This window comes from Alcanivorax profundi, assembly GCF_003597125.1.
GTDB lineage: Bacteria > Pseudomonadota > Gammaproteobacteria > Pseudomonadales > Alcanivoracaceae > Alcanivorax > Alcanivorax profundi.
Genome location: NZ_QYYA01000004.1, coordinates 212731 through 237465, shown reverse-complemented (window position 1 = coordinate 237465; position 24735 = coordinate 212731). Strand labels below are relative to the sequence as shown.

At 59.7% G+C, this 24735-nt stretch carries 23 protein-coding genes and 1 tRNA gene; 12 read left to right on the top strand and 12 right to left on the bottom strand.

Annotated features, from left to right (window positions below):
- Positions 1 to 3 precede the first annotated feature (3 nt).
- The 6 genes from D4A39_RS13770 to D4A39_RS13745 form a co-directional block, all read right to left on the bottom strand.
- On the bottom strand, positions 4 to 645 hold the full coding sequence (locus D4A39_RS13770) for a 50S ribosomal protein L25/general stress protein Ctc (protein WP_022985171.1): 642 nt from the start codon (positions 643 to 645) through the stop codon (positions 4 to 6).
- Between the two features lie 286 nt (positions 646 to 931).
- Positions 932 to 1891 carry a ribose-phosphate pyrophosphokinase gene (locus D4A39_RS13765; RefSeq protein WP_022985172.1) on the bottom strand — a complete coding sequence of 320 codons (960 nt, stop codon included), beginning with the start codon at positions 1889 to 1891 and terminating at the stop codon, positions 932 to 934.
- Between the two features lie 72 nt (positions 1892 to 1963).
- A tRNA-Gln gene (locus D4A39_RS13760) sits at positions 1964 to 2039 on the bottom strand.
- Between the two features lie 21 nt (positions 2040 to 2060).
- Positions 2061 to 2975 carry a 4-(cytidine 5'-diphospho)-2-C-methyl-D-erythritol kinase gene (gene ispE, locus D4A39_RS13755; protein WP_233552487.1) on the bottom strand — a complete coding sequence of 305 codons (915 nt, stop codon included), beginning with the start codon at positions 2973 to 2975 and terminating at the stop codon, positions 2061 to 2063.
- Positions 2972 to 3556 (bottom strand): lipoprotein insertase outer membrane protein LolB, encoded by a 585-nt coding sequence (lolB, locus tag D4A39_RS13750; protein WP_022985174.1) that lies wholly within the window; start codon positions 3554 to 3556, stop codon positions 2972 to 2974. Before lolB ends, ispE begins: the two co-directional genes overlap by 4 nt.
- Positions 3553 to 5265 carry a tetratricopeptide repeat protein gene (locus D4A39_RS13745; RefSeq protein ID WP_119918391.1) on the bottom strand — a complete coding sequence of 571 codons (1713 nt, stop codon included), beginning with the start codon at positions 5263 to 5265 and terminating at the stop codon, positions 3553 to 3555. Before D4A39_RS13745 ends, lolB begins: the two co-directional genes overlap by 4 nt.
- Before the next feature lie 227 nt (positions 5266 to 5492).
- Here D4A39_RS13745 and hemA point away from each other — a divergent pair, with 227 nt between their 5' ends.
- The 4 genes from hemA (at position 5493) to D4A39_RS13725 (ending at position 9607) form a co-directional block, all read left to right on the top strand.
- Complete coding sequence (hemA, locus tag D4A39_RS13740) at positions 5493 to 6755, top strand: glutamyl-tRNA reductase (RefSeq protein ID WP_022985176.1); 1263 nt, start codon at positions 5493 to 5495, stop codon at positions 6753 to 6755.
- A 98-nt stretch (positions 6756 to 6853) separates the two neighbouring features.
- Positions 6854 to 7939 (top strand): peptide chain release factor 1, encoded by a 1086-nt coding sequence (gene prfA, locus D4A39_RS13735; protein WP_022985177.1) that lies wholly within the window; start codon positions 6854 to 6856, stop codon positions 7937 to 7939.
- A gap of 1 nt (position 7940) precedes the next feature.
- Entirely contained in the window at positions 7941 to 8777 is an 837-nt protein-coding gene (gene prmC / locus D4A39_RS13730) for a peptide chain release factor N(5)-glutamine methyltransferase (protein ID WP_119918388.1), read from the top strand.
- A 74-nt stretch (positions 8778 to 8851) separates the two neighbouring features.
- Entirely contained in the window at positions 8852 to 9607 is a 756-nt protein-coding gene (locus D4A39_RS13725) for a HesA/MoeB/ThiF family protein (protein ID WP_119918415.1), read from the top strand.
- Here D4A39_RS13725 and D4A39_RS18195 read toward each other — a convergent pair.
- The 6 genes from D4A39_RS18195 to gatC form a co-directional block, all read right to left on the bottom strand.
- Positions 9592 to 9723 (bottom strand): hypothetical protein, encoded by a 132-nt coding sequence (locus D4A39_RS18195; RefSeq protein ID WP_022985188.1) that lies wholly within the window; start codon positions 9721 to 9723, stop codon positions 9592 to 9594. The genes D4A39_RS13725 and D4A39_RS18195 overlap by 16 nt on opposite strands.
- 43 nt (positions 9724 to 9766) lie before the next feature.
- The gene (locus tag D4A39_RS13720) at positions 9767 to 10549 is read right to left on the bottom strand and encodes a cyclic nucleotide-binding domain-containing protein (RefSeq protein ID WP_119918386.1); all 783 of its coding nucleotides are present in this window, start codon (positions 10547 to 10549) and stop codon (positions 9767 to 9769) included.
- 188 nt (positions 10550 to 10737) lie between these two features.
- Positions 10738 to 11553: a crotonase/enoyl-CoA hydratase family protein gene (locus tag D4A39_RS13715; RefSeq protein WP_102791307.1), complete on the bottom strand. Its 816-nt coding sequence runs from the start codon at positions 11551 to 11553 to the stop codon at positions 10738 to 10740.
- 52 nt (positions 11554 to 11605) lie between these two features.
- Positions 11606 to 13045, bottom strand: coding sequence for an Asp-tRNA(Asn)/Glu-tRNA(Gln) amidotransferase subunit GatB (gene gatB, locus D4A39_RS13710; RefSeq protein WP_022985185.1), 1440 nt, complete (start codon positions 13043 to 13045; stop codon positions 11606 to 11608).
- On the bottom strand, positions 13042 to 14502 hold the full coding sequence (gene gatA / locus D4A39_RS13705) for an Asp-tRNA(Asn)/Glu-tRNA(Gln) amidotransferase subunit GatA (RefSeq protein ID WP_031226366.1): 1461 nt from the start codon (positions 14500 to 14502) through the stop codon (positions 13042 to 13044). Before gatA ends, gatB begins: the two co-directional genes overlap by 4 nt.
- Before the next feature lie 35 nt (positions 14503 to 14537).
- On the bottom strand, positions 14538 to 14825 hold the full coding sequence (gene gatC, locus D4A39_RS13700; RefSeq protein WP_022985183.1) for an Asp-tRNA(Asn)/Glu-tRNA(Gln) amidotransferase subunit GatC: 288 nt from the start codon (positions 14823 to 14825) through the stop codon (positions 14538 to 14540).
- Positions 14826 to 15088: 263 nt separating this feature from the next.
- Here gatC and D4A39_RS13695 point away from each other — a divergent pair, with 263 nt between their 5' ends.
- From D4A39_RS13695 to D4A39_RS13660, 8 genes are all read left to right on the top strand, one after another.
- The gene (locus D4A39_RS13695; protein ID WP_022985182.1) at positions 15089 to 16126 is read left to right on the top strand and encodes a rod shape-determining protein; all 1038 of its coding nucleotides are present in this window, start codon (positions 15089 to 15091) and stop codon (positions 16124 to 16126) included.
- The gene (mreC, locus tag D4A39_RS13690) at positions 16126 to 16974 is read left to right on the top strand and encodes a rod shape-determining protein MreC (RefSeq protein WP_022985181.1); all 849 of its coding nucleotides are present in this window, start codon (positions 16126 to 16128) and stop codon (positions 16972 to 16974) included. Before D4A39_RS13695 ends, mreC begins: the two co-directional genes overlap by 1 nt.
- Positions 16964 to 17455: a rod shape-determining protein MreD gene (gene mreD / locus D4A39_RS13685; protein WP_022985180.1), complete on the top strand. Its 492-nt coding sequence runs from the start codon at positions 16964 to 16966 to the stop codon at positions 17453 to 17455. The genes mreC and mreD overlap by 11 nt, the downstream gene beginning before the upstream one ends.
- 99 nt (positions 17456 to 17554) lie before the next feature.
- Positions 17555 to 18157: a Maf family protein gene (locus D4A39_RS13680; protein ID WP_022985179.1), complete on the top strand. Its 603-nt coding sequence runs from the start codon at positions 17555 to 17557 to the stop codon at positions 18155 to 18157.
- Positions 18150 to 21989 (top strand): YhdP family protein, encoded by a 3840-nt coding sequence (locus D4A39_RS13675; RefSeq protein ID WP_119918414.1) that lies wholly within the window; start codon positions 18150 to 18152, stop codon positions 21987 to 21989. The genes D4A39_RS13680 and D4A39_RS13675 overlap by 8 nt, the downstream gene beginning before the upstream one ends.
- Positions 21986 to 22831 (top strand): carbon-nitrogen hydrolase family protein, encoded by an 846-nt coding sequence (locus D4A39_RS13670; protein ID WP_022984929.1) that lies wholly within the window; start codon positions 21986 to 21988, stop codon positions 22829 to 22831. The genes D4A39_RS13675 and D4A39_RS13670 overlap by 4 nt, the downstream gene beginning before the upstream one ends.
- Positions 22821 to 24257, top strand: a complete 1437-nt coding sequence (tldD, locus tag D4A39_RS13665; protein ID WP_022984930.1) for a metalloprotease TldD — start codon at positions 22821 to 22823, stop codon at positions 24255 to 24257. Before D4A39_RS13670 ends, tldD begins: the two co-directional genes overlap by 11 nt.
- Complete coding sequence (locus D4A39_RS13660) at positions 24257 to 24718, top strand: Crp/Fnr family transcriptional regulator (RefSeq protein ID WP_022984931.1); 462 nt, start codon at positions 24257 to 24259, stop codon at positions 24716 to 24718. The genes tldD and D4A39_RS13660 overlap by 1 nt, the downstream gene beginning before the upstream one ends.
- The last annotated feature ends 17 nt before the right edge of the window (positions 24719 to 24735 follow it).

The following is a 24735-nucleotide window of genomic DNA, read 5'->3' as shown; positions in this document are numbered from 1 at the left end:
GTCTTATTCTTCGCTGGCTGCTTCTTCGCCGCCTTCTTCGTCGTCAGACTCGGAAGCACGTACTTTCGGCGCGTGGATAGCAGCAACCGGCTGGTCGTGGTCGTCGCCCAGCGCCAGCTGAGTCAGTTCCACGCCTTTCGGCAGTTTCAGGTCGGACAGGTGAACGATGGCGTTCATTTCGACTTCAGCCATATCCACTTCGATGAACTCAGGCAGATCCTGCGGCAGACAGCTCACTTCCACTTCGGAAATGTTGTGCTGGATTTCGCCACCCTGCTTCTTCACGCCAATGGAGCCGGCTTCGTTGATGAAGTGCAGCGGTACGTTCATGGTGATCTTGTGGGTCTTGTCCACACGCAGGAAATCCGCGTGGGTCGGAACACCTTTGGCCGGGTGACGCTGCAGGTCACGCAGTACCGCCTGTACATCCTTGCCGTCGACTTTCAGGGTCAGGATGTGGCTGTAGAACGCTTCGTTTTCCAGGGCTTTTTTCAGCTCGCGCAGCTCAACGCTGATCATCTGCGGTTCGGCTTCGCCACCATAGAGGATGCCAGGTACGCGATCTTGCAGACGACGCAGGCGGCGGCTCGCACCTTTCCCCGCGTCGCTGCGGATTTCTGCATTCAGCAGGAATTCATTGGACATGTTATGTCTCCAGTCTGCTCTCGGGCTTCCCGCGACCAGGTCGGCCAGAGAGGTTGATAAAACCACGGAGGATTCCGCGGGGGCGCGATTATGCATGAAATCTGGCCGGGAGGCCAGCAGGGCAAGAGTTGAAAGTCCAAAGTTTAAAGTCAAAACGTGGTTATGGCGTGGGGGCGACCCCAAAAAGCAGGAGGCCGCGCCCAAAACTGGTGCGCGGCCTCCGCGGCGGCGGTACAAGATGGTCTTGCCCGCGTTTCAACTTTTAACGTTCATCTCGAAACCGGGGTTACACCAGCTCCAATCGGTCGAACATGGCGCTGAGCGACTCTTCGTTGTTCACCCGGCGAACGGTCTCTGCCAGCATCGGCGCCAGGCTGAGCACGCGAATCTTGTCACAGGCGCGGCCAGCTTCTGACAGCGGGATGGTGTCGGTCACCACCAGTTGGTCCAGAGAGCTGCTGGCGATGTTATCGATGGCCGGGCCAGACAGTACCGGGTGGGTAATGTAGGCGTAGACCTTGGATGCGCCATGATCCTTCAGTGCCTGGGCGGCTTTGCACAGGGTGCCGGCGGTATCGACCATGTCGTCTACCAGGATGCAGGTGCGGCCTTCCACTTCACCGATGATATGCATGACCTGAGAGACATTGGCCTTGGGGCGGCGTTTGTCGATGATGGCCAGGTCAGCATCGTTGAGTTGCTTGGCCAAAGCGCGGGCACGGACTACGCCACCCACGTCCGGGGACACGACCATCAGGTCGTCGTGTTTCTGGCGCTCGATGTCTGCCACGATCAGCGGGGTGGCGTAGACGTTGTCTACCGGAATGTCGAAGAAGCCCTGGATCTGATCTGCATGCAGGTCGACGGTTACCACGCGGTCGATGCCCACGGTGGTGATCATGTCGGCCACCACTTTGGCGGTAATCGGCACTCGTGCGGAGCGCACGCGGCGATCCTGACGGGCGTAACCAAAGTACGGCATCACGGCGGTAATACGGCCAGCGGAGGAGCGACGCAGTGCGTCGGCCATGACCAGCAGTTCCATGATGTTGTTGTTGGTGGGGTTGCAGGTGGACTGGACGATGAAGACGTCCTTGCCGCGCACGTTTTCCTGAATTTCCACGGCGACTTCACCATCGCTGAACGTGCCAACGTCGGCATTGCCGATGGGCAGATTCAGGTGGTTGACCATGGCGCGGGCCAGTTCGGGATTTGCGTTACCGGTGAAAACGACGAGCTTGGACACTGGCGCCTCTCTTCTCTTCGTGCTTCGTATCGTGAATTTCTGGCCCCGGGAAGGGAGGGCCGGGAAAGAAAATGGCTGGGGTAGCAGGACTCGAACCTACGAATGACGGGATCAAAACCCGTTGCCTTACCAACTTGGCGATACCCCAACACGCTTTTACAGGTCTGCACTACTTATGCGTTTGTGCAGATTCGCCTGAATTCTTTGTCTCTCGAAACTTCGCCAGTGTCTCTCCAAGCGTTTGATGGAGAGGAGAAGTATTACCGCTTCGAGCGACGAAACCTGTCCAGTGTTGTGGCAACTGTTGCAGCAATTGCTGCCCCTGTTGCGATCCGGTGAGGCGTGCAAAGCAGCAAGCGCCGGTACCGGTCATACGGGCATTACCCGTATGTTGCCTGAGCCAGTCGAGGGCCTTGCCGATCTCCGGAAAGTGCCGCTGTGCCACCGCTTCACAGTCGTTGTGAAAGTCGCGGGTCAGCACCGCCTCAAGCGAGGCCGGTAATTTACTGATGGGGGTATCCCTTGTCAATTCCCGGTCGCCGAAAATTCGAGCAGTTGATACATGAATTCCGGGGTGAATGACTAAAAAATGGGCATCCGGCAGGGAAACCGGTGTAATTTTCTCTCCCACCCCCTCGGCCCAGGCGCTGCGGCCGCGGACGAAGACGGGCACATCGGCGCCCAGATGGAGGCCAAGTTCGGCGAGGGTGTCCAGCGACAGCCCCAGGTTCCACAGCTGGTTAAGGCCCAGCAGGGCGGTGGCAGCATCGGAGGAGCCTCCGCCTACGCCGCCCCCCATGGGGAGGCGTTTTTGCAGACGGATGCGCGCGCCGTTGCGCGTTTGGGTGTGGTGCTGCAAGACCTGGGCGGCGCGCAGGATCAGGTTACTGCTGTCGCAGGGGACTTCCGGGTCATCGCATTCCAGACTCAGGCTCTCAGCAGGTTCGAAGTGCAGCGTGTCTCCGTGATCCAGCAGGGCGAAGACGGTCTGCAGGCAGTGGTAGCCGTCTGTCCGCTGCCCGGTGATGTGCAGGAACAGGTTGAGCTTGGCCGGGGCGGGCAGGGTCAGAATGGGAGCCATCATTGTCCGAGGCCGGGTTGCCAGTCCTTGATCAGCAGGGTGAAGCGGTTGCCGTTCTGGGTGGCCTTGATACGGAATGGCAGTTCAACGCCGGCCACCGTTTCATAGCGGTCAAAGGTGAGGGTCCAGCCCAATTGCTCCAGGCTCTGCAGGCGTTCAAGGTCATCATAGCTGGCTTCGCCCGGCGCGCCAGGCCAGGGTAGGCCCCGTGCCCAGTATTGCAGGGCGGATACCGGTAACCAGAAGCCGGTCAGGTGCCAGGCCAGTTCGCCTGGGCTGCGGGCCTGATATTGCTCTTTGGCGGTAATCAGCTCGGCACGGCCGGTGTCCCAGCGAAGGTCGGCGCTGCCGAAGCCCAGCGGGCCGGAAAAACGGATTTCGCCTCGGGCGGGTTGCTGGCGCCATTCAAAGGTGGCGCTCCCGCCATCATTGGGGGTGCGGTAGCCGAGTTTGCCTTCCATCTCCCAGCCCTGAATCTGGCTGGGGTGGGTGAAGGTGGTGAGTTCCGTGGTGGGCGTCTGACAGGCGCTCAGGATCAGCGGGATGCAGAGCGCGATAAGCACACGGCTAAGGCGGTGTTTCACAGTTTGGCTCCCAGCCGGTCCATGGTTTCACGGATATGCGGGGCATCGGGGTTGCTGTCCAGGGCGTCGCGCCAGACTTCCCGGGCCTGCCCCTGAGCGCCCAGCACCCACAACACTTCGCCGTAATGGGCGGCCACTTCGGGGTCCGGGAATTTTTCATAGGCCCGACGCAGATAGTCGCGAGCCCCTTTCAGGTCGCCGCGTCGGTACAGAACCCACCCCATTGAGTCGAGAATGGCCGGATCTTCGGGCCGCAGGGCCAGCGCACGGGAGACATATTCCAGGGCTTCGTCCAGCCGCAGATTGTGGTTGGCCAGGGTGTAGCCGAGTGCATTCAGGGCGCTGGCATCATCCGGTTCCAGTGTCAGAATGCGCCGCAGGTCGCTTTCCATTTTCTCCAGATCGCCGGCTTTTTCCGCTTGAGTGGCGCGGCTATAAAGCAGTTCGGTATTGTCTGGGTCGTCTTGCAGTGCATTGTCCAGAAGCGCAAGGGCGCCTTGCTGGTTGCCATGGCTGCTGATGATTTCCGCTTCGGTAATGGCGAGACTGGTAGACAGTTCCGGATGGCTGCGTCGCAGTGAGCTGATCAGGGCATGGGCCTGGGCGGGGTTGCCCTGGCGGACCATCAGTCGAGCAGCCTGTACCCGTGAGCGCATCCCTTGTGGGCCATCCACTTTCAGGTAGTGGTCGATGGCAAGTTCCAGATCTGCTTGCTGTTCGGCGGCCTGGCCCAGATACAGATGGATCTCGTTTGGACGGTAGTTCTCGGCGAGCAAGGCGTCGAGCTGGTCAGTGGCGGTGTCGGTGGCACCTGCCTCCAGTGCCAGCAAGGCCAGTGAAAACTTGAGATCCAGATCCCCCGGGTTCTGTTCAGACAAAATGGCAAGCTGCTTTTCGGCCTCGGCGATACTGCCAGTGGCCAGCAGCAAGCGGACATAGGTGATGCGCGGTCGGCGTGCTTTGGGGTACTTCTTGACCACCTTTTTCATGTGGCGAAGGGCGTCGCGACTCTCCCCCATTTCGAACAGTAACTGAGCCTTGAGTAGCAGGGCATCTTCGTGCCGAGGCATCAGTTTGATGGCGCGCTCATCGGCGTCCAGGGCGGCTTGCAGCTCTCCTTCGTGTTCCTTCCAGACGGCCCGGGCATACCACAGCGGTGCCTGATCCGGGTATTGCTCTGTCAATTGGGCGAGGGCCTTGACCAGCTGCAGGTTGCCCTGGGCGTCCAGGCCGCGGGCCTGGCTGACCATGCGGCCAAGGGATTCCTGCCCATGGCTGCCGATCAGGGTATCCAGGTATCGGGTGGCGGCATCGGTATTGCCGAGGCGAATTTCCGACAGGATCGCCAGTTGCAGAGCCTCCTCGTTGCCGGGATCCTGTTCCAGCCACTGCTCGCTGAGGGCCAGGGCTTGTTGGTGGTCTTCGAGATAGCTGGCCAGCTGGGCGGCCTGGCGGATGACGGTGGGGTCGCCGGTGGTGTTGGCGGCCTGGCCGTAATAGCCAAGGGTGACGCCTAGCGCCTGTCGCTGGGCGGCCACTTCGGCTACCAGCAGGTCAGACAGGGTCTCGCTGTCATATCCGGGTGGCAGCGGCGTGCTGTCAGTCTGCTCGCTCCCGGCCGCGGGTTCAGGGGGAGGTTCGGCGGGTTGATGGGCACAACCGGTGAAGAGCAATGCGCCGCAGAGCGGCAATAGTGACCAAGGCGACATCAAAAGGACCTGCAATGTGTTTCCGTTATGATGGCACAGGCCTCTGCAAGCCGAAAACCTTATTGCAGCCATAGAAGGTAGCCATGGCCTGCGTCATTGTTTTGGGGGGCGCTTTCACGCAAAATGCCTCTCCCTTGCAGCCCCGCTTTTCGGGGTAACGCGGGCTGACGGGTACGGACGGGCAAGGGCAGGATATTGCCTGTCACGACGGACGGGCACGGGACACTATGAATCTGGTTGCTGTTGGCGTTAATCACACCACCGCAGATGTGGAGTTACGCGAACGTCTGGCGTTTTCCACGCAGCAGGCGCAGGCAGCGCTGGCCAGTCTTCGCGATGTGCCTGGGGTTTGTGAGGCCGCGTTGCTGTCGACCTGCAATCGCACCGAACTCTACTGTCTGACCGACGACAGCGCCCCTGACCTGGTGGCCTGGATGGCCGAGCGTCGTCATCTTTCCCGCGACAAGATCGAACCGGTTCTGTACCAGCATCAAGGCGAAGAGGCTCTGGAGCACATGATGCGGGTCGCTGGCGGCCTGGATTCCCTGGTATTGGGTGAGCCGCAGATTCTCGGGCAGATGCGTGAGGCCTATGCCCGCGCCCATGAGGCGGGTTTGCTCAATGGCGAATTGTCGCGCCTGTTCCAGGAAGTGTTCTCTGTGGCCAAGCGTATCCGCACCGAAACCGGCATTGGCGCCAATCCGGTGTCGGTGGCTTATGCTGCGGTCTCCTTTGCCCGTCACATCTTTGCCGATCTGAAAAAAAGCCGGGCCTTGTTGATCGGTGCTGGCGAGATGATTGAGCTGGTGGCCCGGCATCTCAGTGAACAACAGGTCCGTGAGATTACCATTGCCAACCGGACTCAGGCGCGGGCCAGTGAGCTGGCGGCCAGCGTGGGAGGGCGGGGTATCAGTCTGGAAGAGCTGCCCGTGGCGCTGGAGAATGCCGACATTCTGATTTCCTGTACGGCCGCGCCGTTGCCGATTCTCGGCAAGGGGATGGTAGAGCGAGCACTCAAGCAACGCCGCCACCGGCCCATGTTCATGGTGGATATTGCCGTGCCAAGAGATATCGAGCCGGAGGTCGGCAATCTGGATGATGTGTACCTGTACACGGTGGACCATCTTCAGGAGGCGATCCAGGAGAATGTCCGGGCCCGACAGGATGCAGCCCGTGAAGCCTCTGAGCTGATCCGTGATGCCATTGTGCGCCACCGTCGCCAGCGCCGTGAACAGGATGCGGTGGGTGTGTTGCGTGATTACCGTGAAAATCGCACTCGCATGGCAGCGGATGAGTTGGATAAAGCCCTTCAACAGTTGAACAATGGCGGTGACGCGGAAGAGGTGTTGCGCCGTTTTCAGCATTCTCTGGTCAACAAGTGGCTTCACTCGCCCAGTGTGGCCCTGCGCAAGATGGCCGCAGAAGGTCGGGCAGAGGCATTGCTGGTCGCCCGTGAATTGTTGCTTGGCGACGATGACTCGTCGTCGTAGCCGGGGCGTTCTTCAGCGGTACCCTGGTCTTCGAAATATCCTGAATGTTGCGTGCGCCCATCGGGCGGCGTGGTTGCGTGAAGCGTGGAATCGATTTTATGAAAGCGTCGTTACAAGCCAAGCTGGATAAACTGGCAGACCGATTCGAGGAATTGTCGGGCCTGTTGTCGGATCCAGAGGTGATATCGAACCAGAACCGTTTCCGGGACCTGTCCCGCGAGTACGCTGAAATCGATCCGGTGATCAAATGCTACCGTGAATATCTGCAGGCGCAGGAAAACCTGGAGGCTGCCCGGGCCATGCAGGATGACAGCGATGCCGAAATGCGTGAAATGGGGGCAGAAGAAGCCCGCGAAGCCCAGTCGCAGATCGAGACGCTGGCCGATGAGCTGCAGAAACTGATGCTGCCGAAAGACCCGCGCGATAGCGCCAATGTCTTTCTGGAAGTGCGTGCGGGTACCGGCGGTGACGAGGCGGCGATTTTTGCCGGCGACCTGTTTCGCATGTATTCGAAGTACGCCGACCAGATGGGCTGGAAAGTGGAGCTGGTCAGTGCCAGCGAAGGCGAGCATGGTGGCTACAAGGAAGTGATTGCCCGAGTCATTGGCGATGGTGTGTATTCGCGGATGAAGTTCGAGTCTGGCGCTCACCGGGTGCAGCGAGTGCCTGCCACCGAATCCCAGGGGCGCATTCATACCTCTGCCTGCACCGTGGCCATCATGGCTGAAGCCGAAGACCTGGGCGATATCGAAATCCGCAACGAAGACCTGCGTATTGATACCTACCGTTCTTCCGGAGCGGGCGGTCAGCACGTTAACACCACCGACTCCGCGGTACGGATTACCCACTTGCCCACCGGTGTTGTGGTGGAGTGCCAGGACGAGCGTAGCCAGCACAAGAACAAGGCCCGGGCCATGAGCCTGCTCAGCGCCAGACTCTATGATGCCCAGCAGAATGCCGCCCACGCCGAGCAGGCGGCGGAGCGCAAATCCCTGGTGGGATCCGGGGATCGTTCCGAGCGCATTCGGACCTACAATTACCCCCAGGGTCGCATCACGGATCACCGCATCAATCTGACGTTGTATCGCCTCAATGAAGTGATGGAAGGGGATCTGGACGAAGTGTTGGGAGCATTGTTGGCCGAGCATCAGGCCGATCAGCTGGCTGCCCTGAGCGAGCAGTAACATGCGCATCGATGAGGCCCTGCGGCAGGCTCGTGGCCGTCTGGCATCGTCGCCTTCTGCCGCCCTGGATGCAGAGCTGCTGCTGTGCCATGTACTGGGCCAGACGCGTACCTGGCTGTTCACCTGGTCTGACCGGGAGCTGGAAGCGAACCAGCAGACCGCCTTTGAGGCATTGCTGGCTCGGCGCGAAACCGGCGAGCCTGTCGCGCACCTGACCGGTGAACGGGAATTCTTTGGCCGTCCTTTCCGGGTGACCGCCGATACCCTGATTCCTCGACCCGATACCGAAACCCTGATCGAGATCGCGCTTGCCCTGCCGCTGCCTGATGACGCCCGTGTGGTCGACCTGGGCACCGGCAGCGGGGCCATCGGTGTCACCCTGGCATTGGAAAAGCCGCACTGGCAGGTCGCGCTGGTGGACCTCAGCGAGGCCGCCCTGCAGGTAGCCACCGACAATGCCGGACAGATGAACGCGCCGGTGCAATGCCTGGCCGGCAGCTGGCTGGTGCCCTGTGAGGGGCCGTTTGATCTGATCGTCAGCAACCCGCCTTACATCGATGCCAGCGACCACCATCTGGACGAAGGCGATGTGCGCTTTGAGCCGCGTTCGGCGCTGGTGGCTGACGATAAGGGCTTGGCGGACCTGGCCGAGATTGTGCGGCAGGCCACCGGCAAGCTGGTTGATGGCGGTTGGCTGATGCTGGAGCATGGATTCGAGCAGGGCGGTGCGGTGCGGGCATTGTTGGACGAGGCCGGTTTTCAGGATGTGCGCACCGCGCAGGATCTGGGTGGCAATGACCGTGTCACTCTTGGCCGGTTTGCTTCGGCCTCTTCGTAGGGTGGACATTGCCGAGGGGCAACCTCCGCCGGAATTTTGATGTGGCGCGTGCAGGCGTGAAGCGGTACCCAACCATGTTTAATGACGAACAGCTTGAACGATACAGCCGCCAGCTGATGGTGGATGAGCTGGATCTGGCCGGGCAGGAGGCGCTGGCGGCAGCGCGGGTGTTGATCGCGGGCTGCGGGGGGCTGGCCAATCCGGCGGCACTGTATCTGGCCGGTGCCGGTGTGGGCCGACTGGTGCTGGCGGATGATGACCGGGTAGAGGTCAGTAACCTGCACCGGCAGGTGGCGTTCCGTGGCGGGCAGGTCAATCAGTTCAAGGCGGAGGCCCTGCGTGACCAGCTGCAGCAGCTGAACCCGGAGGTGGATGTGCGTGCGGCTGTCGTGCGGGTGGATGATGCCTGGCTGGAAGTGGCCGTGGCGGAGGCTACCCTGGTGCTCGATTGCACGGATAACTTCGTGACCCGGCAAGCCATCAACCGGGCTTGTGTCAGGTATCGCAAACCTTTGGTCAGTGGCGCGGCGATTCGCATGGATGGTCAGCTGGCGGTGTTCGATCTTCGAGCGCCGGAGGCGCCCTGTTATGCCTGTGTATACGGTGAAGGCACGGACGGCGACCTGGCCTGCAATCAGGCAGGGATCGTGGGTCCGGTGGTGGGGACGGTGGGCACCCTGCAGGCCCTGGCGGCGATCCGGGTGCTCAGTGGGGCGCAGCTTGGAGGCAAGCTGCACCTGTTTGATGGCCGCAGCCTGGACTGGCGGCAAGTGACGTTACGGCAAGACCCTGGCTGTGCGGTGTGCGGTACGAATCACGACGGTGAGTGATGGATCGGGGTATCCGGCTCCACTTCATAGACGGTCGGTGACTCTTCGGTGGTGAGGCCGATGGCGATCAGAATGATCAGCACAATCACAAAGGCTGCTCCGAGAAGGTGTTTCATGGTCTGCCTCCCTGCGCCTGCGCGCATGCCTGCCGGTGGCGGGTCAGGCTGACAGTTCCACCACCTGGCCATTGAGCGTCTTGATCTGTCGCGCCATGTCGCTGAGCAGGCTGTGAATCATGCCCGGATTGGTGCGAATCAGATCCTTGAACTGGTGTTTGGGGACTTTGACCACCGAGCAGCGGCTTTTGGCTCGTACGGTGGCGCTGCGGGGGGAGTGGGTCAGCAGGGCGATCGCGCCGACCACTTCGCCTTCACTGACGCTGCCGACGACCACGTTATCCACGACCACATCCGCATCGCCTTCAAACAGGCTGAACACGTAATCGGCAGGTTCGCCCTGGCGGATAATGATGTCGCCCGGTTCAAAATAGGCAAAGCCGGTGGTGGTGAAGGACTCTTCTGGCATGTGTGCGGATAACAGACGCACCAGAATGCCTTGCTGCGTCGTCAGGATACGCGTCCACAGTTTGGCCAGTTGCGCGTCGGCGATGACTGCTTCCACCAGCTTCACGGTCGGGTAAGCTGCCAGCAGTACCGCGCTCTCGGCGTAATAGGTCACTTCACCGTTGCCCGCATCGGGCAGAATCATGTCGCCCTCGTCCCAGATGAACAGTTTCTTTTCCCGGCAGCGCATGCCCAGCATTCCGCCTTTGACGACGTAGGTGGTGTCACCGCACATGCCGTGCTTGAAGGCATCTTCAGTCGGTACAAGAGGCAGGGTCTGGGGCTGGATCGGCAACTGGCTGATGAAGTCGTTGACCAGACGTTTGTACATGCGTGTGAGGGCGGGGAAACCGCCGCTGGCTTCTGCCACAGAGATCATGCAATGCCTCGATGAATGCGTGGGTTCTGGTTTCAGTATGCAGCAAGTTATTAAGGCGAAACAGTACGGGGTTGGCAGTAGAGGGCGTCGAATGCCTTCGACGGTATGGCCTTGCTGCAGGGTGTGGCGGGGATCGACATGGGTCGATCCCCGCCGGGAAGGGGCGGGGCCGCGGGGTGGGCGGCGACTCAATAATCCCGTTCGCGGGGCAGGAAGGTGGGAGCCTCCTTTTTCTGCCCGGCTTGCAGGGCACGGCGGTAGTTCTTGCCGCGCATCAGTTTGAACTGCAGTTTGCTTTCGATATCGAACGCCTGGGCTTCGGGCACGGTCCAGGTTTGCTGGAACAGGGCCTTGCCGGCGCTGATGCCGTCCGGGGAGCGGGTCTTGATGGCCTCAGCCAGTTTTTCGGCTTCCTCCAGCGGGGTGGCGGATACCCGGGTGACCAGGTTCATGGCCTTGGCTTCGTCGCCATTGAACAGCCGCCCTGTCATGGTCAATTCCTTGGCCACGTCCATGGGCACCAGTTCGCGTAGTGTCACGGTACCGGTCATGTCTGGGATCAGCCCCCACTTGATTTCCATGATCGACATCTCGCAATCCGGCGTGGCCATGCGGAAGTCTGCGGCGAGGGCAATCTGCATGCCGCCGCCGTAGCAATAGCCGTGCAGTACAGCGATAACCGGTACCGGCAGCTCTCGCCAGCACCAGCACACTTCCTGGAACAGGTTGGTTTTCTTGATGCCGTATTTGGTGAAACCCTTGATCAGCTTCAGGGGCTGCTTCATGACGGTGCCGAAATCGAGCCCGGCGCAAAACGCCTTGCCGTCACCCTGCAAAATGACGACACGAATGTCGCGGTCCTTGCGGACGGCCTTCGAGGCTTCAATCAGCCCTTCCATCATGTCGAAATCCAGGCCGTTGTATTTGTCTGCACGGCTCAGAGTGACGTAGGCGATGCTGTTTTTCTTTTCCAGAGTGACACGTTTCTTGAAGGTTTGGGTCATGAGTTAATCCTCTGGGTCCGACGCCTGATATTCGGCGTCGGACACACTTCTGTTAGCCCAGTTTTTCTTTGAGCAGTGCATTCAGTTGTTGCGGATTCGCCTTGCCCTGTGTGGCTTTCATGGCCTGGCCTACGAAGAAACCGATTTTTTTCTTTTTCTTCGCGTCATCCGAGCTGCGGTAGTCTTCTACCTGAGGTGCGTTATTGGCGATGATGTCGTCGACGATTTTTTCCAGTTCGCCGCTGTCGCTCATCTGTTTCAGGCCTTTGGCTTCGATGACCGCATCCGGGTCTCCTTCACCTGCCCAGCATGCTTCAAATACTTGTTTGGCAATTTTGGAGCTGATGGTGCCGTCTTTCAGGCGGGCAATCAGCTGGCCCAGCTGGTCAGCGGACACGGGGCTGTCGTTGATGGTTTTTTCTTCCGCGTTCAGTTTGGCGGCCAGTTCACCCATCACCCAGTTGGCGGCCAGCTTGGCATCGCCGCCGGCCTTGGCTGCCACTTCAAAAAAGGCGGCGGTGGCCAAATCACCGGAGAGTAGATCGGCGTCATACTCGGACAGCTGGTAGTCGGCGAGGAAACGAGCCTTGCGGGTGTCCGGCAGCTCCGGCATGGACGCTTTCAGGGCGTCCAGGTCTGCGTCGGTGATTTCTACCGGGAGCAGGTCCGGGCAGGGGAAGTAGCGGTAATCGTTGGCGTCTTCCTTGCTGCGCATGGAGCGGGCGGTATGGGTATCGCCGTTGTACAGGCGGGTTTCCTGGACAATCTCGCCACCGTCTTCCAGCACATCAATCTGGCGTTCTACTTCCAGCTTGATCGCGCGTTCCATAAAACGGAACGAGTTCAGGTTTTTGGTTTCGGTGCGAGTGCCCAGTGCGTCGCCAGGGCGGCGGATGGACACGTTCACGTCGAAACGCATGTTGCCCTGAGACATGTCGCCATCGCAGATGCCAATGGAGGTGACGATGGCGTGCAGTTTGCGGGCAAAGGCCACGGCTTCTTCTGCGTTGCGCATATCCGGTTCGGTGACCACTTCAATCAGCGGTGTGCCAGCACGGTTCAGGTCGATTCCGGTCATGCCATGGAAGTCTTCATGCAGGGACTTGCCCGCATCTTCTTCCAGGTGCGCATGGTGAATGCGCACGATTTTTTTCTCGCCGCTTTCCAGCTGAATCTCCACTTCGCCGGCACCTACAACAGGTTTGTCCAGCTGTGTGGTCTGGTAGCCTTTTGGCAGATCCGGATAAAAATAATTTTTCCGTTCGAACACGCTGTGCCGGCAGATGTCGGCATTGATGGCTAGGCCGAACAGCGCCGCCTTGCGTACTGCTTCGCGGTTGACCACTGGCAGGGTGCCAGGCATGCCCAGATCCACCAGTGAGGCCTGGGTGTTGGGCTCAGCACCGGTGGACAGTTTGCTGCCGGAAAACAATTTGCTGGTGGTATTGAGCTGGACGTGAATTTCCAGACCGATCACGACTTCCCAACTCATTTTGCACCTCCCAGTACCGGCGCCTGTTTGTGCCAGTCAGTGGCTTGCTGATATTTGTGGGCCACGTTGAGAATCTGCCCCTCACGGAAATAATTGCCGATGACCTGGGTGCCAGTGGGCAGACCCTTGATGAAGCCGGTGGGCATGGACAGGGCGGGCAGACCGGCCAGGTTTACGCCGATGGTGAAGACGTCTGCCATGTACATACTGACCGGGTCATCTTTCTTGTCGCCCAGCTTGAAGGCGGTCTCCGGGGCGGTGGGGCCCATCAGTACATCTACCTTTTCAAAGGCGCGGGCAAAGTCGTCGCGAATCAGACGGCGCACTTGCTGGGCGCGACGGTAGTAGGCGTCGTAGTAGCCTGCAGAGAGGGCGTACGTACCCACCAGGATGCGGCGCTTCACTTCATCACCGAAACCTTCGGAGCGAGAGCGCTTGTAGAGGTCTTCCAGATCCTGCGGGTCGTCGCAGCGGTGCCCGAAGCGCACACCGTCGAAGCGGCTCAGGTTGGAGCTGGCTTCGGCCGGGGCAATCACATAATAGGCCGGTACCGACAGCTTGATGCTGGGCAGGGACACCGAGACCACCTTGGCGCCGAGTTTTTCCAGTTCACGGATCGCCTCGCGGCTGTTGTCGGCAATGGCGCCATCCAGGGTGTCGGGGAAGAACTCTTCAGGTACGCCGATGGTCAGGCCACGGATGTCGTCGTTGAGTGCGCCCAGGTAATCGTCCACCTTTTCATTGAGGCTGGTAGAGTCCCGGTGATCGTGGCCGGCCATGGCCTGCAACATCAGGGCACAGTCTGCGGCACTGAGGCCCATGGGGCCGGCCTGGTCGAGGCTGGAGGCGAAGGCGATCATGCCCCAGCGGGAGACGCGGCCATAGGTGGGCTTGAGGCCGGTAATGCCGTTCAGGGCTGCCGGCTGGCGGATGGAGCCGCCGGTGTCGGTGCCGGTAGCGGCAGGGGCGAGGCGGGCCCCCAGGCAGGCGGCAGCGCCACCGGAGGAGCCACCGGGAACCCGCTCCCGGTCCCAGGGGTTTTTCACCGGGCCGTAGTAGCTGGTTTCGTTGGACGAGCCCATGGCGAATTCGTCCATGTTGGTCTTGCCCAGCATCACGGCGCCTTCCGCTGCCATCTTTTCCACGACGGTGGCGGTGTAGGGGGCAATAAAGGTGTCCAGCATCTTCGAACCGCAGCTGGTGCGCACGCCCTCGGTGCAGAAGATGTCCTTGTGGGCGATGGGCAGGCCGGTGAGCAAGCCTCCCTTGCCTGCGGCCAGAGCCGCATCGGCGGCATCGGCCTGGGCCAGGGCCTGTTGTTCGGTCACGGTGACGAAGCTGTTGATGTCCGCGTCAAACTGCTGGATGCGCCCGAGGAAATGCTCGGTGAGCTCCCGGGAGGAGAACTCTCCGGCGGCCAGTCCGGCCTTGAGTTCGGTCAGTGTCTTGGTATGCATGGCGTCGCTCATAGCTTGTTTGCTGCCTTACTCGCTTATTCGATAACCCGTGGGACCAGGAAGCAGCCGTCTTCGGCGGCGGGGGCGATGTCCATGGCCTTGTCACGCACATTGGGCTCGCTCACGGTGTCGTCGCGCAGGGGCTGGGTGACATCCAGCGGGTGGGCCATGGGCGCCACGTCAGTTACGTCGGCCTGCTGCAGCTGGTCTACCATCGCGAGGATGTCATTCAGGCGGTTGGACAGGGCATCGGTGTCTGCCGGGTCCACTTTCAGGCGTGCCAGGTGAGCTACCTGAGCCACCACCTTGGAATCAATGGCCATGCTTGTCTCCATGGAGTGATCTGCCCACTGGTTACGGGCGGGGTATCGGGCGCCTGTCAGTGGGGTCGGAAAGCCGCAAAAAGTACCATAGACCGCCGGTCCGGGGCCACTGTCCGCCGGGGCATGGCGCCGCTGTGGTCGCATGGGTTTGCTTGCCCAAAGGGCCTGCCGTTGCTAGAGTTGCGCACATCTTGTAGATGCGCGGCTTTTTTCCCTGCCGGCATCATTTTTCGCGAAAATTCAGGAAATTGGCCAGGATGTCGATGATCAAGCGTATTCGGGGGATGTTCTCCACCGATCTCTCCATTGATTTGGGGACCGCTAATACCCTTATTTACGTACGTGGCCGCGGTATCGTGCTGGATGAGCCCTCTGTGGTGGCTATCCGTCATCATGGTGCCCAGAAGAGCGTGGCTGCCGTGGGCGCTGACGCCAAGCGCATGCTTGGTCGTACCCCCGGCAACATTACTGCCATCCGGCCCATGAAAGACGGCGTGATCGCCGATTTCGACGTGACCGAAAAAATGCTCCAGTACTTCATCAAGAAGGTGCATGACACCGGCTTTTTCCCGCCGGCGCCCCGTGTACTGGTGTGTGTGCCTTGCAAGTCTACCCAGGTGGAGCGTCGCGCCATTCAGGATTCTGCCTATGGGGCGGGTGCCCGTGATGTGTACCTGATTGAAGAGCCCATGGCGGCTGCCATTGGTGCCGGGTTGCCGGTGGAAGAGGCGCGTGGCTCCATGGTGGTGGATATCGGTGGCGGCACCACCGAGATCGCCCTGATTTCCCTGAACGGGGTGGTGTACTCCGAGTCCGTACGCATTGGTGGTGACCGCTTTGATGAAGCGATTGTGGCCTTTGTGCGTAAGGAATACGGCTCGCTGATCGGTGAATCTACCGCCGAGCGCATCAAGCACGAGATCGGTACCGCCTACCCGGGTGGCGAGATCCGTGAAATCGATGTGCGTGGCCGTAACCTGGCTGAGGGTGTGCCGCGGAGCTTTACCCTGAACTCTGAAGAAATTCTGGAAGCGCTGAAAGAGCCGCTGGCCTCCATCGTCAACGCGGTGAAGAATGCCCTGGAAGCCTCTCCGCCAGAATTGGCCTCTGATATTGCTGAGCGAGGCCTGGTGATCACCGGTGGTGGTGCGCTGCTGCGTGATATTGATCGTCTGCTGTCTGAAGAAACCGGCCTGCCGGTCATCATTGCCGATGATCCGCTGACCTGTGTGGCTCGAGGCGGCGGCAAGGCGCTGGAGCTGATGGACAGCCAGGGCTTTGACATGTTGGCCATGGGCTGATGACGGCTTCGGCCAACCCTCTATACCGTCTGGTTGCTGCGCTGGTTCTGTCTGTCATTGTGATTGTGCTGGACCAGCGTACGCCGTGGGCGGAACCGGTGCGTCATGTGCTGGGATATCTTACCGCCCCCGTTCATTACATTGCCCACTTCCCGGTGGACTCTGGTCAGTGGCTTTCAGAGCAGGCGCAGAGCCGTTCCTCGCTCATGGAAGAAAACCAGCGCCTGCAGCGACAATCCCTGATTCTTGAGCAGAAGGTGCAGCGTCTGGCTGTGCTGGAGGCCGAGAATGTGCGCCTGCGCGAGCTGCTTAACTCGTCCGCGGACCTGGATGCCAATGTGCTGGTGGCAGAAATTATTGGCGTGGACCCGGATCCCAACAGGCAGGAACTGGTGATTAACAAGGGCACCGTTTCCGATGTTTACCGTGGCCAGGCAGTGCTGGATGCGCAAGGGCTGATCGGGCAAGTGGTTGATGCGGGCCCGCTGAGTTCCCGGGTGCTGTTACTCACTGATGCCAGTCATGCCATGAGTGTGCAGGTTAATCGCAATGGCGTCCGCGCGGTGCTGGCCGGAAACGGGCAAACCGGGTTGCGGCTGCTGTACGTGCCGGATACTGCAGACATTGAAGTTGGCGATTTGCTGGTCAGTACGGGGCTTGGACAGCGTTACCCGCGAGGTTACCCGGTGGGAACCGTTACCACGGTCCGGCATCAGTCGGGTGCGCCTTATGCGGAAATCACGGCTCTGCCAACTGCCCGAATCGACAGGGCCAGTCATGTGCTATTGGTGCAGCCCTCGGATGCGCCTGCGCGTCCGTTGATGGGGGAGAACGCCAATGCGCAGTGATCGTCCATCCGGCACTGGGGTGATCATTGTGTCCCTGCTGATCGCCGCGCTGCTGGAGGTGGTGCCGTTCCCGGAGGCCATTAATTGGATCCGGCCAGAATGGATGCTCTTGGTTCTGGTCTACTGGGTCCTGGCATTGCCCCGTCGTATCGGTGTGTTGTGGGGTTTTGGCGTGGGTCTCTACTATGATGTGCTGGTTGGTGCCACGCTGGGTCAGTGGGGGCTGGCTTTTGCCCTTGGAGCCTATGTGATGCTGGCGGCCTACAAGCGTATGCGCGTATTTACCTCACTCCAGCAGTGCGCGGTAGTGTTTCTTCTGATTGGTACGGTCAGCCTGTTGGCCTATTCGGTACAGGAATCTGTCGGTCGCACCAGCTACCCTCCTTATACTATTTTGTATGCCTCTTTCACCAGCGCCTTGTTCTGGCGCCCGGTCTGTGCGGTACTGCGCTGGGTTCAATTGCGTTTTCTAGTACGCTGAAACCCCGGGTGGATGATGAGCGGTAGATCTCCTGTGCCATGCAGGGGATAGCGCTGGTGTTCACTGTTAACGATTTATCTTTAGCCACTATTCGAATCTATGATTCTTTATCTCGCTTCCGGGTCGCCGCGTCGTGCGGAATTGCTGCAGCAGATTGCAGCGCCGTTTTCGGTGTTAAAGCCGCCAGGGATTGATGAAACCCCGCTGCTCGCCGAGCCTCCACTGGACTACGTGCTGCGTATGGCGAAGCAAAAGGCCCTTGCTGGTGAACGGCAGCGGCAACGGGATGGCTCTCCCACAGGATGGGTGCTGGGGGCGGACACGTCTGTGGTGCTGGAGGGGAGTATTCTTGGCAAACCTCGAGATCCGGCTCATTCTCTTAGCATGCTTAAGTCGCTAAACGGGCGAACCCACCAGGTAATTTCTGCGGTAGCCCTGTTGAGTGGTGGGCAAGTGCGTCAGGCGCATTCGATTACGACGGTAACCTTCCGCTTCATGGAAGATGCCCGGCTGGCAGCCTATGTGGCGACCGGTGAGGGCGCCGACAAGGCCGGTGGTTATGGTATCCAGGGTTTGGGCGGGGCGATGGTGGCATCTTTGTCTGGTAGTTACAGCGGGGTCGTTGGGTTGCCGTTGGAAGCACTGGTATCTTTGATGGATGAGACGGGGCTGGAGTACTGGCAAACGAATGAAGATGGCTAACCGCACTGAACATCGCCATTCCCGCTGGCGACGGGTTCTACCGCTGCTCTGGTGGTCGCTGGCCGCATGTCTGTTATTGATGGCCTGCTACGTCGTGGTCGCGCGCCAGCTGATGCTGTTGGTGCCGGATTATCGCGGCAAGCTGGAAGCCTTGTTCGAGGACAGGATCCAGTCGCCGCTGGAAATCGCCGAGCTGGAAGGCCATATGGATGGCCTGACGCCACAGTTCAGGGTGCGTCAGTTACGTCTTCCTGCCCCGGAAGGTGAAGCACCTCTTGAGCTGGATGAAGTTGTCCTGAATGTGGATGTGATCCGGTCACTTATTCATCAGGATCTGGCACTCGAGTCGCTGCATATCGATGGTGTTGCGCTGAATCTGGTGAGAGATGCGGACGGGAAAATTCGCCTGCGTGGTCTGGATGCGCTTGCCGGGGAAGACAGCGACGCGCCGCCGCTTGAACGTATCCTGAGGTTGTTTTACCGACAGCAGTTGTTATCGATTACCAACGCGCGACTTTCTCTGGATTGGCCCGGCCTGCCACCTCTGGCGGCGTCCTCGATGGAAGCAACCCTTATTAACGACGGTGATGACCACCTGTTGTCTGTCACCCTTGAGGCTCGTGACCGCCCACTGAGTGTAGATGCCCGTCTGCATTTACATGAGGACGCCTACACTCTGAAAGAAATCAATGCAGATGTTTACTTGCGCATTCGTGGGCAGCGCATGCATGAGTGGCTGCCTGATTCTCTTGACTGGCCTGTGCAAATTGCTGCGTTTGACGGTGATATGGAGCTTTGGGGAAGTATTGCTGACGGAAGGCCTGAGAGTGCCCGGTTAGCGCTGGGAATCCCCTCCCTGGTGTTCGAGCAAGATAGTCAGCGGTGGCCGCTGGAGGCTGTTTCCCTGGATGTTGGTCTAAAGCGCGAAGGTGATCAGACGACTTTGTCCCTCGGTAATGTGTCCGCGCAGTCTCCCGCGGGGCAACTTTTGTTCGGGGATGTGGGGCTGAAATGGCGTGCGTCTGGCGAAACTCATCAATGGCAGTTACGGACCGGTGATCTGCCGGTACGTGCGATCAACCAACAGTTTCTCAAATGGCCTTTTGCCCTTCCTGACAATATTGCCCGCTGGCAGAAACAGTTGGCGAGTCTGGCGCCACAGGGAGTTATCGATGGTGTGTATCTGAATGGCGAGGGGCGCCATGTGGAGCGCTTTCAGGCTCGCTTTACGGCGCTGGGCAGTCAGGCGGATGACAAGATTCCAGGTGTCTCACGGTTGAGCGGCTGGATATCGGGAAGCCCGGAAGGCGGGCTGGCACACCTTTACAGCGACAATCTCTCACTGACGTTGCCACGGCTTTACGCTCACCCTCTGCAGGGACAGTTGACTGGTGTAGTTGGTTGGGAAAAAAACGACAAGGCGTTGATTTTGCGTTCAGGTCGTCTGCGAGCCGTAAACCCCGATGCCCACGGCGAGGCCATGTTTACAACCGTGATTGTGCCTGGCCAGATACCGCAACTGCGGTTAACCGCGGACATTTATGAGGGTGTTGGTTCCCGTGCCAGCCACTACATACCGTTAAAGCGTATTCCTGAGGGATTATCCCGTTGGCTTTCTCAGGCGATCCAGGGCGGGTCGTTACAGCATGGCAAACTTTTATACCACGGGCCGGTAAAAATTGATCGGGAACGACAGCAGGATCGCACCTTCCAGATGCGGTTTCAGGTCACTGATGCGCAATTGTCTTTTCTGCCGAACTGGCCCAGTGCCTCGGGCGTTGAAGCCGATGTCAGGATTAATGGTCGTGAGGTGCGTGGTGTTGCTCGCAAAGGAACCTTACTCAACAGTGTGTTGAGTGATGTGTACGTGGATGTTCCTCCTTTTGAGACGGCCAAGGGCCCGCGTCTGGTGGTGTCTGGTAAGGTCGAGGGGCCGGTATCAGACCTGGATACGCTGTTTCAGACGACGCCGTTGAAGAAATCATTACCGGATGAATTGCTGGATTGGCGCCTCAAGAGCGGTCAGATGCAAGGCCGGTTGCTGCTGGATTTCCCTTTCCAGAAAGGCAGTGGCTCCCCGACCGTGGTGGTTGATGCGGCAGTAAGGGATGGCCGTGTGCAAAATGTGCCGCGTAACCTGATGCTGGAAAAAGTCCAGGCGCCGGTGTATTTCCACCTTCGTGACGGTATTCAGGTGCCGGATTTCCAGGCTCAGCTGCTGGATAGCACCGTGGCCGGGCACTGGCTCACACGTGGAAGTCGCAGTCTGATGGAGGCGAGCGCCACCCTCAAGGCATCGGCGTTGCGCGAGTGGCTGGGTTTTCCCTGGTTAGCCCCGGTCAGTGGAAAGGTGCCGGTGGAGCTGGCAATACAGGTTCCCTGGCAGGGTAGTGCCTTTTCGTTGAAGGCGTCCTCCAGCATGAAAGGGGTGAGGGTGGATGCACCTGCGCCGCTTGGTAAACAGACGGAACAACGTGTCCCTTTCACTGTATCGATAGAGCCTCGGGGCCAGGCCCAGCAATTGACGCTGGGTTATGGCGATGAAATCCGTGGCCGTTTCCGGTTGGGAGGCGAACTTGCAGGTGACGTCTTGTTGGGCGGGGGGCATCTGCAGGTGCCAGCCATGGGGATAAACGTTCGTGGCGCCCTGCATAAAGCCTCAGTCAGTCCCTGGCTGGATTTCATTGGTGATCAAATGGCCCCTGCGTTCAAGTCACAGGAGCAGGGGGCGGGTTCGTCAACCGCGGGGTTACTGAACAGCATCAAGGTGCAAATCGGTGAGCTGGACCTGTTCGGCGTTGCGGTCCCCGGTGCAGCTCTTTCAGTGTTGCCCAGGGATTCGGGCTGGGATCTCGCCCTGAGTAGTGAGGCAGTGGCAGGCTCAATGCATATTCCTGATGGTTTCTCAATAAGGGGGGAGCGGCCCATGTCGTTGTCTGTCTCCCGCGTCAATCTGACACTGCCTGAAAGTGCAGGCCTGGAAGAAGGTGCTCCATTCTCTCCCTATCAGTTGCCAACACTGGATGCGAGATTAAATAACCTGACGATCAACGGTGAAGATTTTGGTCAGTGGCGCGGTAATGTCCGACCAATTTCCCAAGGCGTAAGAATTTCGGACCTGGATGGTCAGTGGCGCTTTACCCGCGTTGAGGGTTCCCTCGACTGGACGGCGCAGGGTGACAGTGACGGAGCGGCGCAATACACCCGATTCAATGGTGTTCTCAGCTCCGACAAGCTGGGACGATCCCTGAGAGCCTGGGGTCTGCCGGAGATGATCGAGTCTGAGGATGCCCGGGCCAAAGGGGTGCTGGGCTGGAATGACTGGCCGTTGAACCCTGATTATTTGGCAATGGATGGTCAAACGCGCATTGATATTGGTGAGTGCCGTATTCCGCAGACGGACGCCAAAACATCGTTTCTCCGGGTGCTGGGGATTTTGAACATTGGCACGATTCAACGCCGTTTGCGGCTGGATTTTTCTGACTTGTACAAGAAGGGTTTGAGCTGCGACAGCATCAGTGGGGATTTCCGCATTGAGGGGCCGTCTGTCTCCACAACCAATCTGGCGATCAAGTCACCGTCCGCGATCATTGAAGTTCAGGGTAACGTGGATCTTGAAAAGGAAACCCTTAATCATCAAATGGAAGTGACGCTGCCGCTGTCCAGTAACCTTTATGCGGGGTGTCTTGCGGGGCCTGCGGCCTGTGCCGGCATTTTTGTGGTCGAACGTATTTGGGGGGACGAACTGGATCGAACGGCTACCATGGAATATGCCGTGACCGGCACCTGGTCTGAGCCCAAAGTGGAAGAAACCGAAGGAATGTTCGAATGACGCAGCTAATTTCTGTTGCGGCCATCCAGATGACCAGCGGCCAGCAACTGTCCGGTAATCTTGAGGCGGCTTCCGCGCTGCTGGAGCAGGCCGCGAACGGCGGTGCGCAGCTGGCGGTGCTGCCTGAAAATTTTGCTGTCTACGGCGGCGATTATCGTGCCACTGCCGGGCAGTTTGAGCAGTTGAAGGGCTGGCTCTGTGAGCAGGCCAAGCGTTTCAATATGGCCATTATTGGTGGCAGTGTTCCGGCGATGCGGCGCCCTGACGGCAGTGTCGTGGCGGCACCGAGAGTACGCACACGGGCACTGGCAGTCTCTGCCGAGGGGCAGTGTCTGGCCGCTTATGACAAGCTGCATCTGTTTGATGCTCAGGTTAATGATGCGCAGGGTCGTTACTGCGAATCCGATGTCTTTGAGCCCGGCACCGAGGTGGTTACCGTGCCGCTTGCCGGACTGACCGTGGGATTGGCGATCTGCTACGACCTGCGTTTCCCTTCCCTGGCACAGCGGCTGGCCCATGCCGGGGCGGACTTGATTGTCTATCCTTCCGCATTTACTGCTGTGACCGGGGCTGCGCACTGGTCGCTGTTGTTGCGGGCGACGGCGGTACAGACTGGGTGCTATGTGCTGGGCGCAAACCAGTGCGGCGAACACGGGCCCCGGCGTGGCAGCTACGGCCACTCCATGCTGGTCAACCCCTGGGGCGAGGTGGTCGCGAGCCTGGAGAATGTGCCCGCTGCCCTTGTGGCAGGTCTTGACCTTGCTACCATGAATGAACTTCGCCAGCGTATGCCGGTGCAAACGCATCAACGATTTCACATAGAAGGTCCTTATGAACGATAGCCTGTCCATTGCCGAGTCCATCCTGCTGGCCCCTGCCGATTTGCAGACCGGTCAGCTGGAAGCCCTGCTGAACGGCAAGCTGACGGGGCAGGCGGATTATGCGGATATCTATTTCCAGCACAGTCGCCACGAGGCCTGGGTATTGGAAGACGGTATTGTTCGTGATGCCAGTTTTAATACTGAGCGGGGCGCAGGGGTACGTATCGTTCAGGGCGACAAGACCGGCTTTGCCTACAGTGATGACATCACCCTGCAGGCGTTGCAGCAGGCCAGTGGTGCCGCCCGGGCGATTACCCGTCAGGGGCAGGACCGCAGCGTGCAGCTCAGCCGCCGAGGGGCCCCTTTACGCTATGCGGCACTGGATCCGTTGCTGGCCTGGCCGGCAGAAGAAAAAGTGGCGCTACTACAGCGTCTGGACGCGTTAGCACGATCCCTGGACCCGGCGATTGTCGAGGTCACCGCCAGTCTGAGCGCGGTGCAGGATGTGATCATGGTGGTGGCCAGTGATGGCACCCTGGCGGCCGATGTCCGTCCCTTGATCCGCTGTAATGTCAGTGTGATTGCCGAGCGCAACGGACGTCGTGAGCGAGGCAGCGCAGGGGGAGGCGGGCGTGTCAGTTACGACTGGCTGCTACAGGAAAACCGCTTTGAGACCTGGGCCAGGGAAGCGGTCCGCGGGGCTTTGTTGAATCTTGAAGCCCAGCCGGGGCCGGCGGGCACCATGCCTGTGGTGCTGGGCCCTGGCTGGCCCGGGGTCTTGCTGCATGAAGCGGTTGGGCACGGGTTGGAGGGGGACTTTAACCGCAAGGGTACCTCCATGTTTGCCAAAAAAATGGGGCAGCAGGTGGCATCACCGCTGTGTACCGTGGTGGATGACGGCACCATGCTGGATCGTCGTGGCTCCCTGACGGTGGACGATGAAGGAACCCCCTCCGCCTGCAATACCCTGATTGAAAACGGCAAACTGGTCGGTTACATGCAAGACAAGACCAATGCACGGCTGATGGGGGTGTCACCGACCGGGAATGGGCGCCGGGAATCCTATGCCCACTTGCCCATGCCACGCATGACCAACACCTACATGCTGCCGGGAGAAACTCACCCGGAAGAAATCGTAGCGAGCCTGGATCGGGGCATCTATGCCGTTAATTTCGGCGGTGGGCAAGTGGATATTACCTCTGGTCGTTTCGTGTTTTCGACTACCGAGGCGTACCTGGTAGAAAAAGGCAAGATTGTGTGTCCGGTCAAGGGAGCCACCTTGATCGGCAGTGGTGCGGAAGTCATGGGGCGCATTTCCATGGTCGGTAACGACCTGGCCCTGGATTCCGGCATTGGGGTATGTGGCAAGGATGGCCAGTCTGTCCCGGTGGGTGTAGGCCAGCCTACGCTGCGGGTGGACGCCCTGACGGTGGGAGGAACCGCCTGATGTCTCAGGTGATTGATATTCTGTCGCGTATGCGCCTGTTTACCGGCCTCAGCGAAGAGGAATTACGGCTTCTGGAAAAACTGGTATTCGTCAACCGCGTACCGGTTGGCGAAACGGTCTGCCGGGAGGGTGACCGCAGTGATTTTGTCTGCTTTGTGGTACGGGGTTGCCTGGATATCGTTAAGCAGAATGTGGAAGGTGGCGAAGTAGTGATCGCCCATCTGCGCCCCGGTGATTCCATGGGTGAAATGGCGCTGGTGGATCATGAGCCTCGTTCGGCCACGGTCAGGGCTGCCGAAGACGCCACGCTGATTGTGCTCACCCGAAAGGGCCTGGATCAACTCCGGCGCCGCAGCCCCAACGCCGTTAGCTTGGTGATGGAGAACATTGCCAAGCTACTCTGTGTCCACCTGCGCCGGACGTCCTCCCAGTTGGCCCAGTTCAAATTACCGGTTGGTTGAACCGGTCTTTACAGGAA

What these genes read in the sequence shown, in the direction of transcription:
- D4A39_RS13770 (WP_022985171.1), bottom strand. Translation starts at nt 645, where the DNA reads ATGTCCAATGAATTCCTGCTGAATGCAGAAATCCGCAGCGACGCGGGG.
- ispE (WP_233552487.1), bottom strand. Translation starts at nt 2,975, where the DNA reads ATGATGGCTCCCATTCTGACCCTGCCCGCCCCGGCCAAGCTCAACCTG.
- D4A39_RS13745 (WP_119918391.1), bottom strand. Translation starts at nt 5,265, where the DNA reads ATGTCGCCTTGGTCACTATTGCCGCTCTGCGGCGCATTGCTCTTCACC.
- hemA (WP_022985176.1), top strand. Translation starts at nt 5,493, where the DNA reads ATGAATCTGGTTGCTGTTGGCGTTAATCACACCACCGCAGATGTGGAG.
- prfA (WP_022985177.1), top strand. Translation starts at nt 6,854, where the DNA reads ATGAAAGCGTCGTTACAAGCCAAGCTGGATAAACTGGCAGACCGATTC.
- prmC (WP_119918388.1), top strand. Translation starts at nt 7,941, where the DNA reads ATGCGCATCGATGAGGCCCTGCGGCAGGCTCGTGGCCGTCTGGCATCG.
- D4A39_RS13725 (WP_119918415.1), top strand. Translation starts at nt 8,852, where the DNA reads ATGTTTAATGACGAACAGCTTGAACGATACAGCCGCCAGCTGATGGTG.
- D4A39_RS18195 (WP_022985188.1), bottom strand. Translation starts at nt 9,723, where the DNA reads ATGAAACACCTTCTCGGAGCAGCCTTTGTGATTGTGCTGATCATTCTG.
- D4A39_RS13720 (WP_119918386.1), bottom strand. Translation starts at nt 10,549, where the DNA reads ATGATCTCTGTGGCAGAAGCCAGCGGCGGTTTCCCCGCCCTCACACGC.
- D4A39_RS13715 (WP_102791307.1), bottom strand. Translation starts at nt 11,553, where the DNA reads ATGACCCAAACCTTCAAGAAACGTGTCACTCTGGAAAAGAAAAACAGC.
- gatB (WP_022985185.1), bottom strand. Translation starts at nt 13,045, where the DNA reads ATGAGTTGGGAAGTCGTGATCGGTCTGGAAATTCACGTCCAGCTCAAT.
- gatA (WP_031226366.1), bottom strand. Translation starts at nt 14,502, where the DNA reads ATGCATACCAAGACACTGACCGAACTCAAGGCCGGACTGGCCGCCGGA.
- gatC (WP_022985183.1), bottom strand. Translation starts at nt 14,825, where the DNA reads ATGGCCATTGATTCCAAGGTGGTGGCTCAGGTAGCTCACCTGGCACGC.
- D4A39_RS13695 (WP_022985182.1), top strand. Translation starts at nt 15,089, where the DNA reads ATGATCAAGCGTATTCGGGGGATGTTCTCCACCGATCTCTCCATTGAT.
- mreC (WP_022985181.1), top strand. Translation starts at nt 16,126, where the DNA reads ATGACGGCTTCGGCCAACCCTCTATACCGTCTGGTTGCTGCGCTGGTT.
- mreD (WP_022985180.1), top strand. Translation starts at nt 16,964, where the DNA reads ATGCGCAGTGATCGTCCATCCGGCACTGGGGTGATCATTGTGTCCCTG.
- D4A39_RS13680 (WP_022985179.1), top strand. Translation starts at nt 17,555, where the DNA reads ATGATTCTTTATCTCGCTTCCGGGTCGCCGCGTCGTGCGGAATTGCTG.
- D4A39_RS13675 (WP_119918414.1), top strand. Translation starts at nt 18,150, where the DNA reads ATGGCTAACCGCACTGAACATCGCCATTCCCGCTGGCGACGGGTTCTA.
- D4A39_RS13670 (WP_022984929.1), top strand. Translation starts at nt 21,986, where the DNA reads ATGACGCAGCTAATTTCTGTTGCGGCCATCCAGATGACCAGCGGCCAG.
- tldD (WP_022984930.1), top strand. Translation starts at nt 22,821, where the DNA reads ATGAACGATAGCCTGTCCATTGCCGAGTCCATCCTGCTGGCCCCTGCC.
- D4A39_RS13660 (WP_022984931.1), top strand. Translation starts at nt 24,257, where the DNA reads ATGTCTCAGGTGATTGATATTCTGTCGCGTATGCGCCTGTTTACCGGC.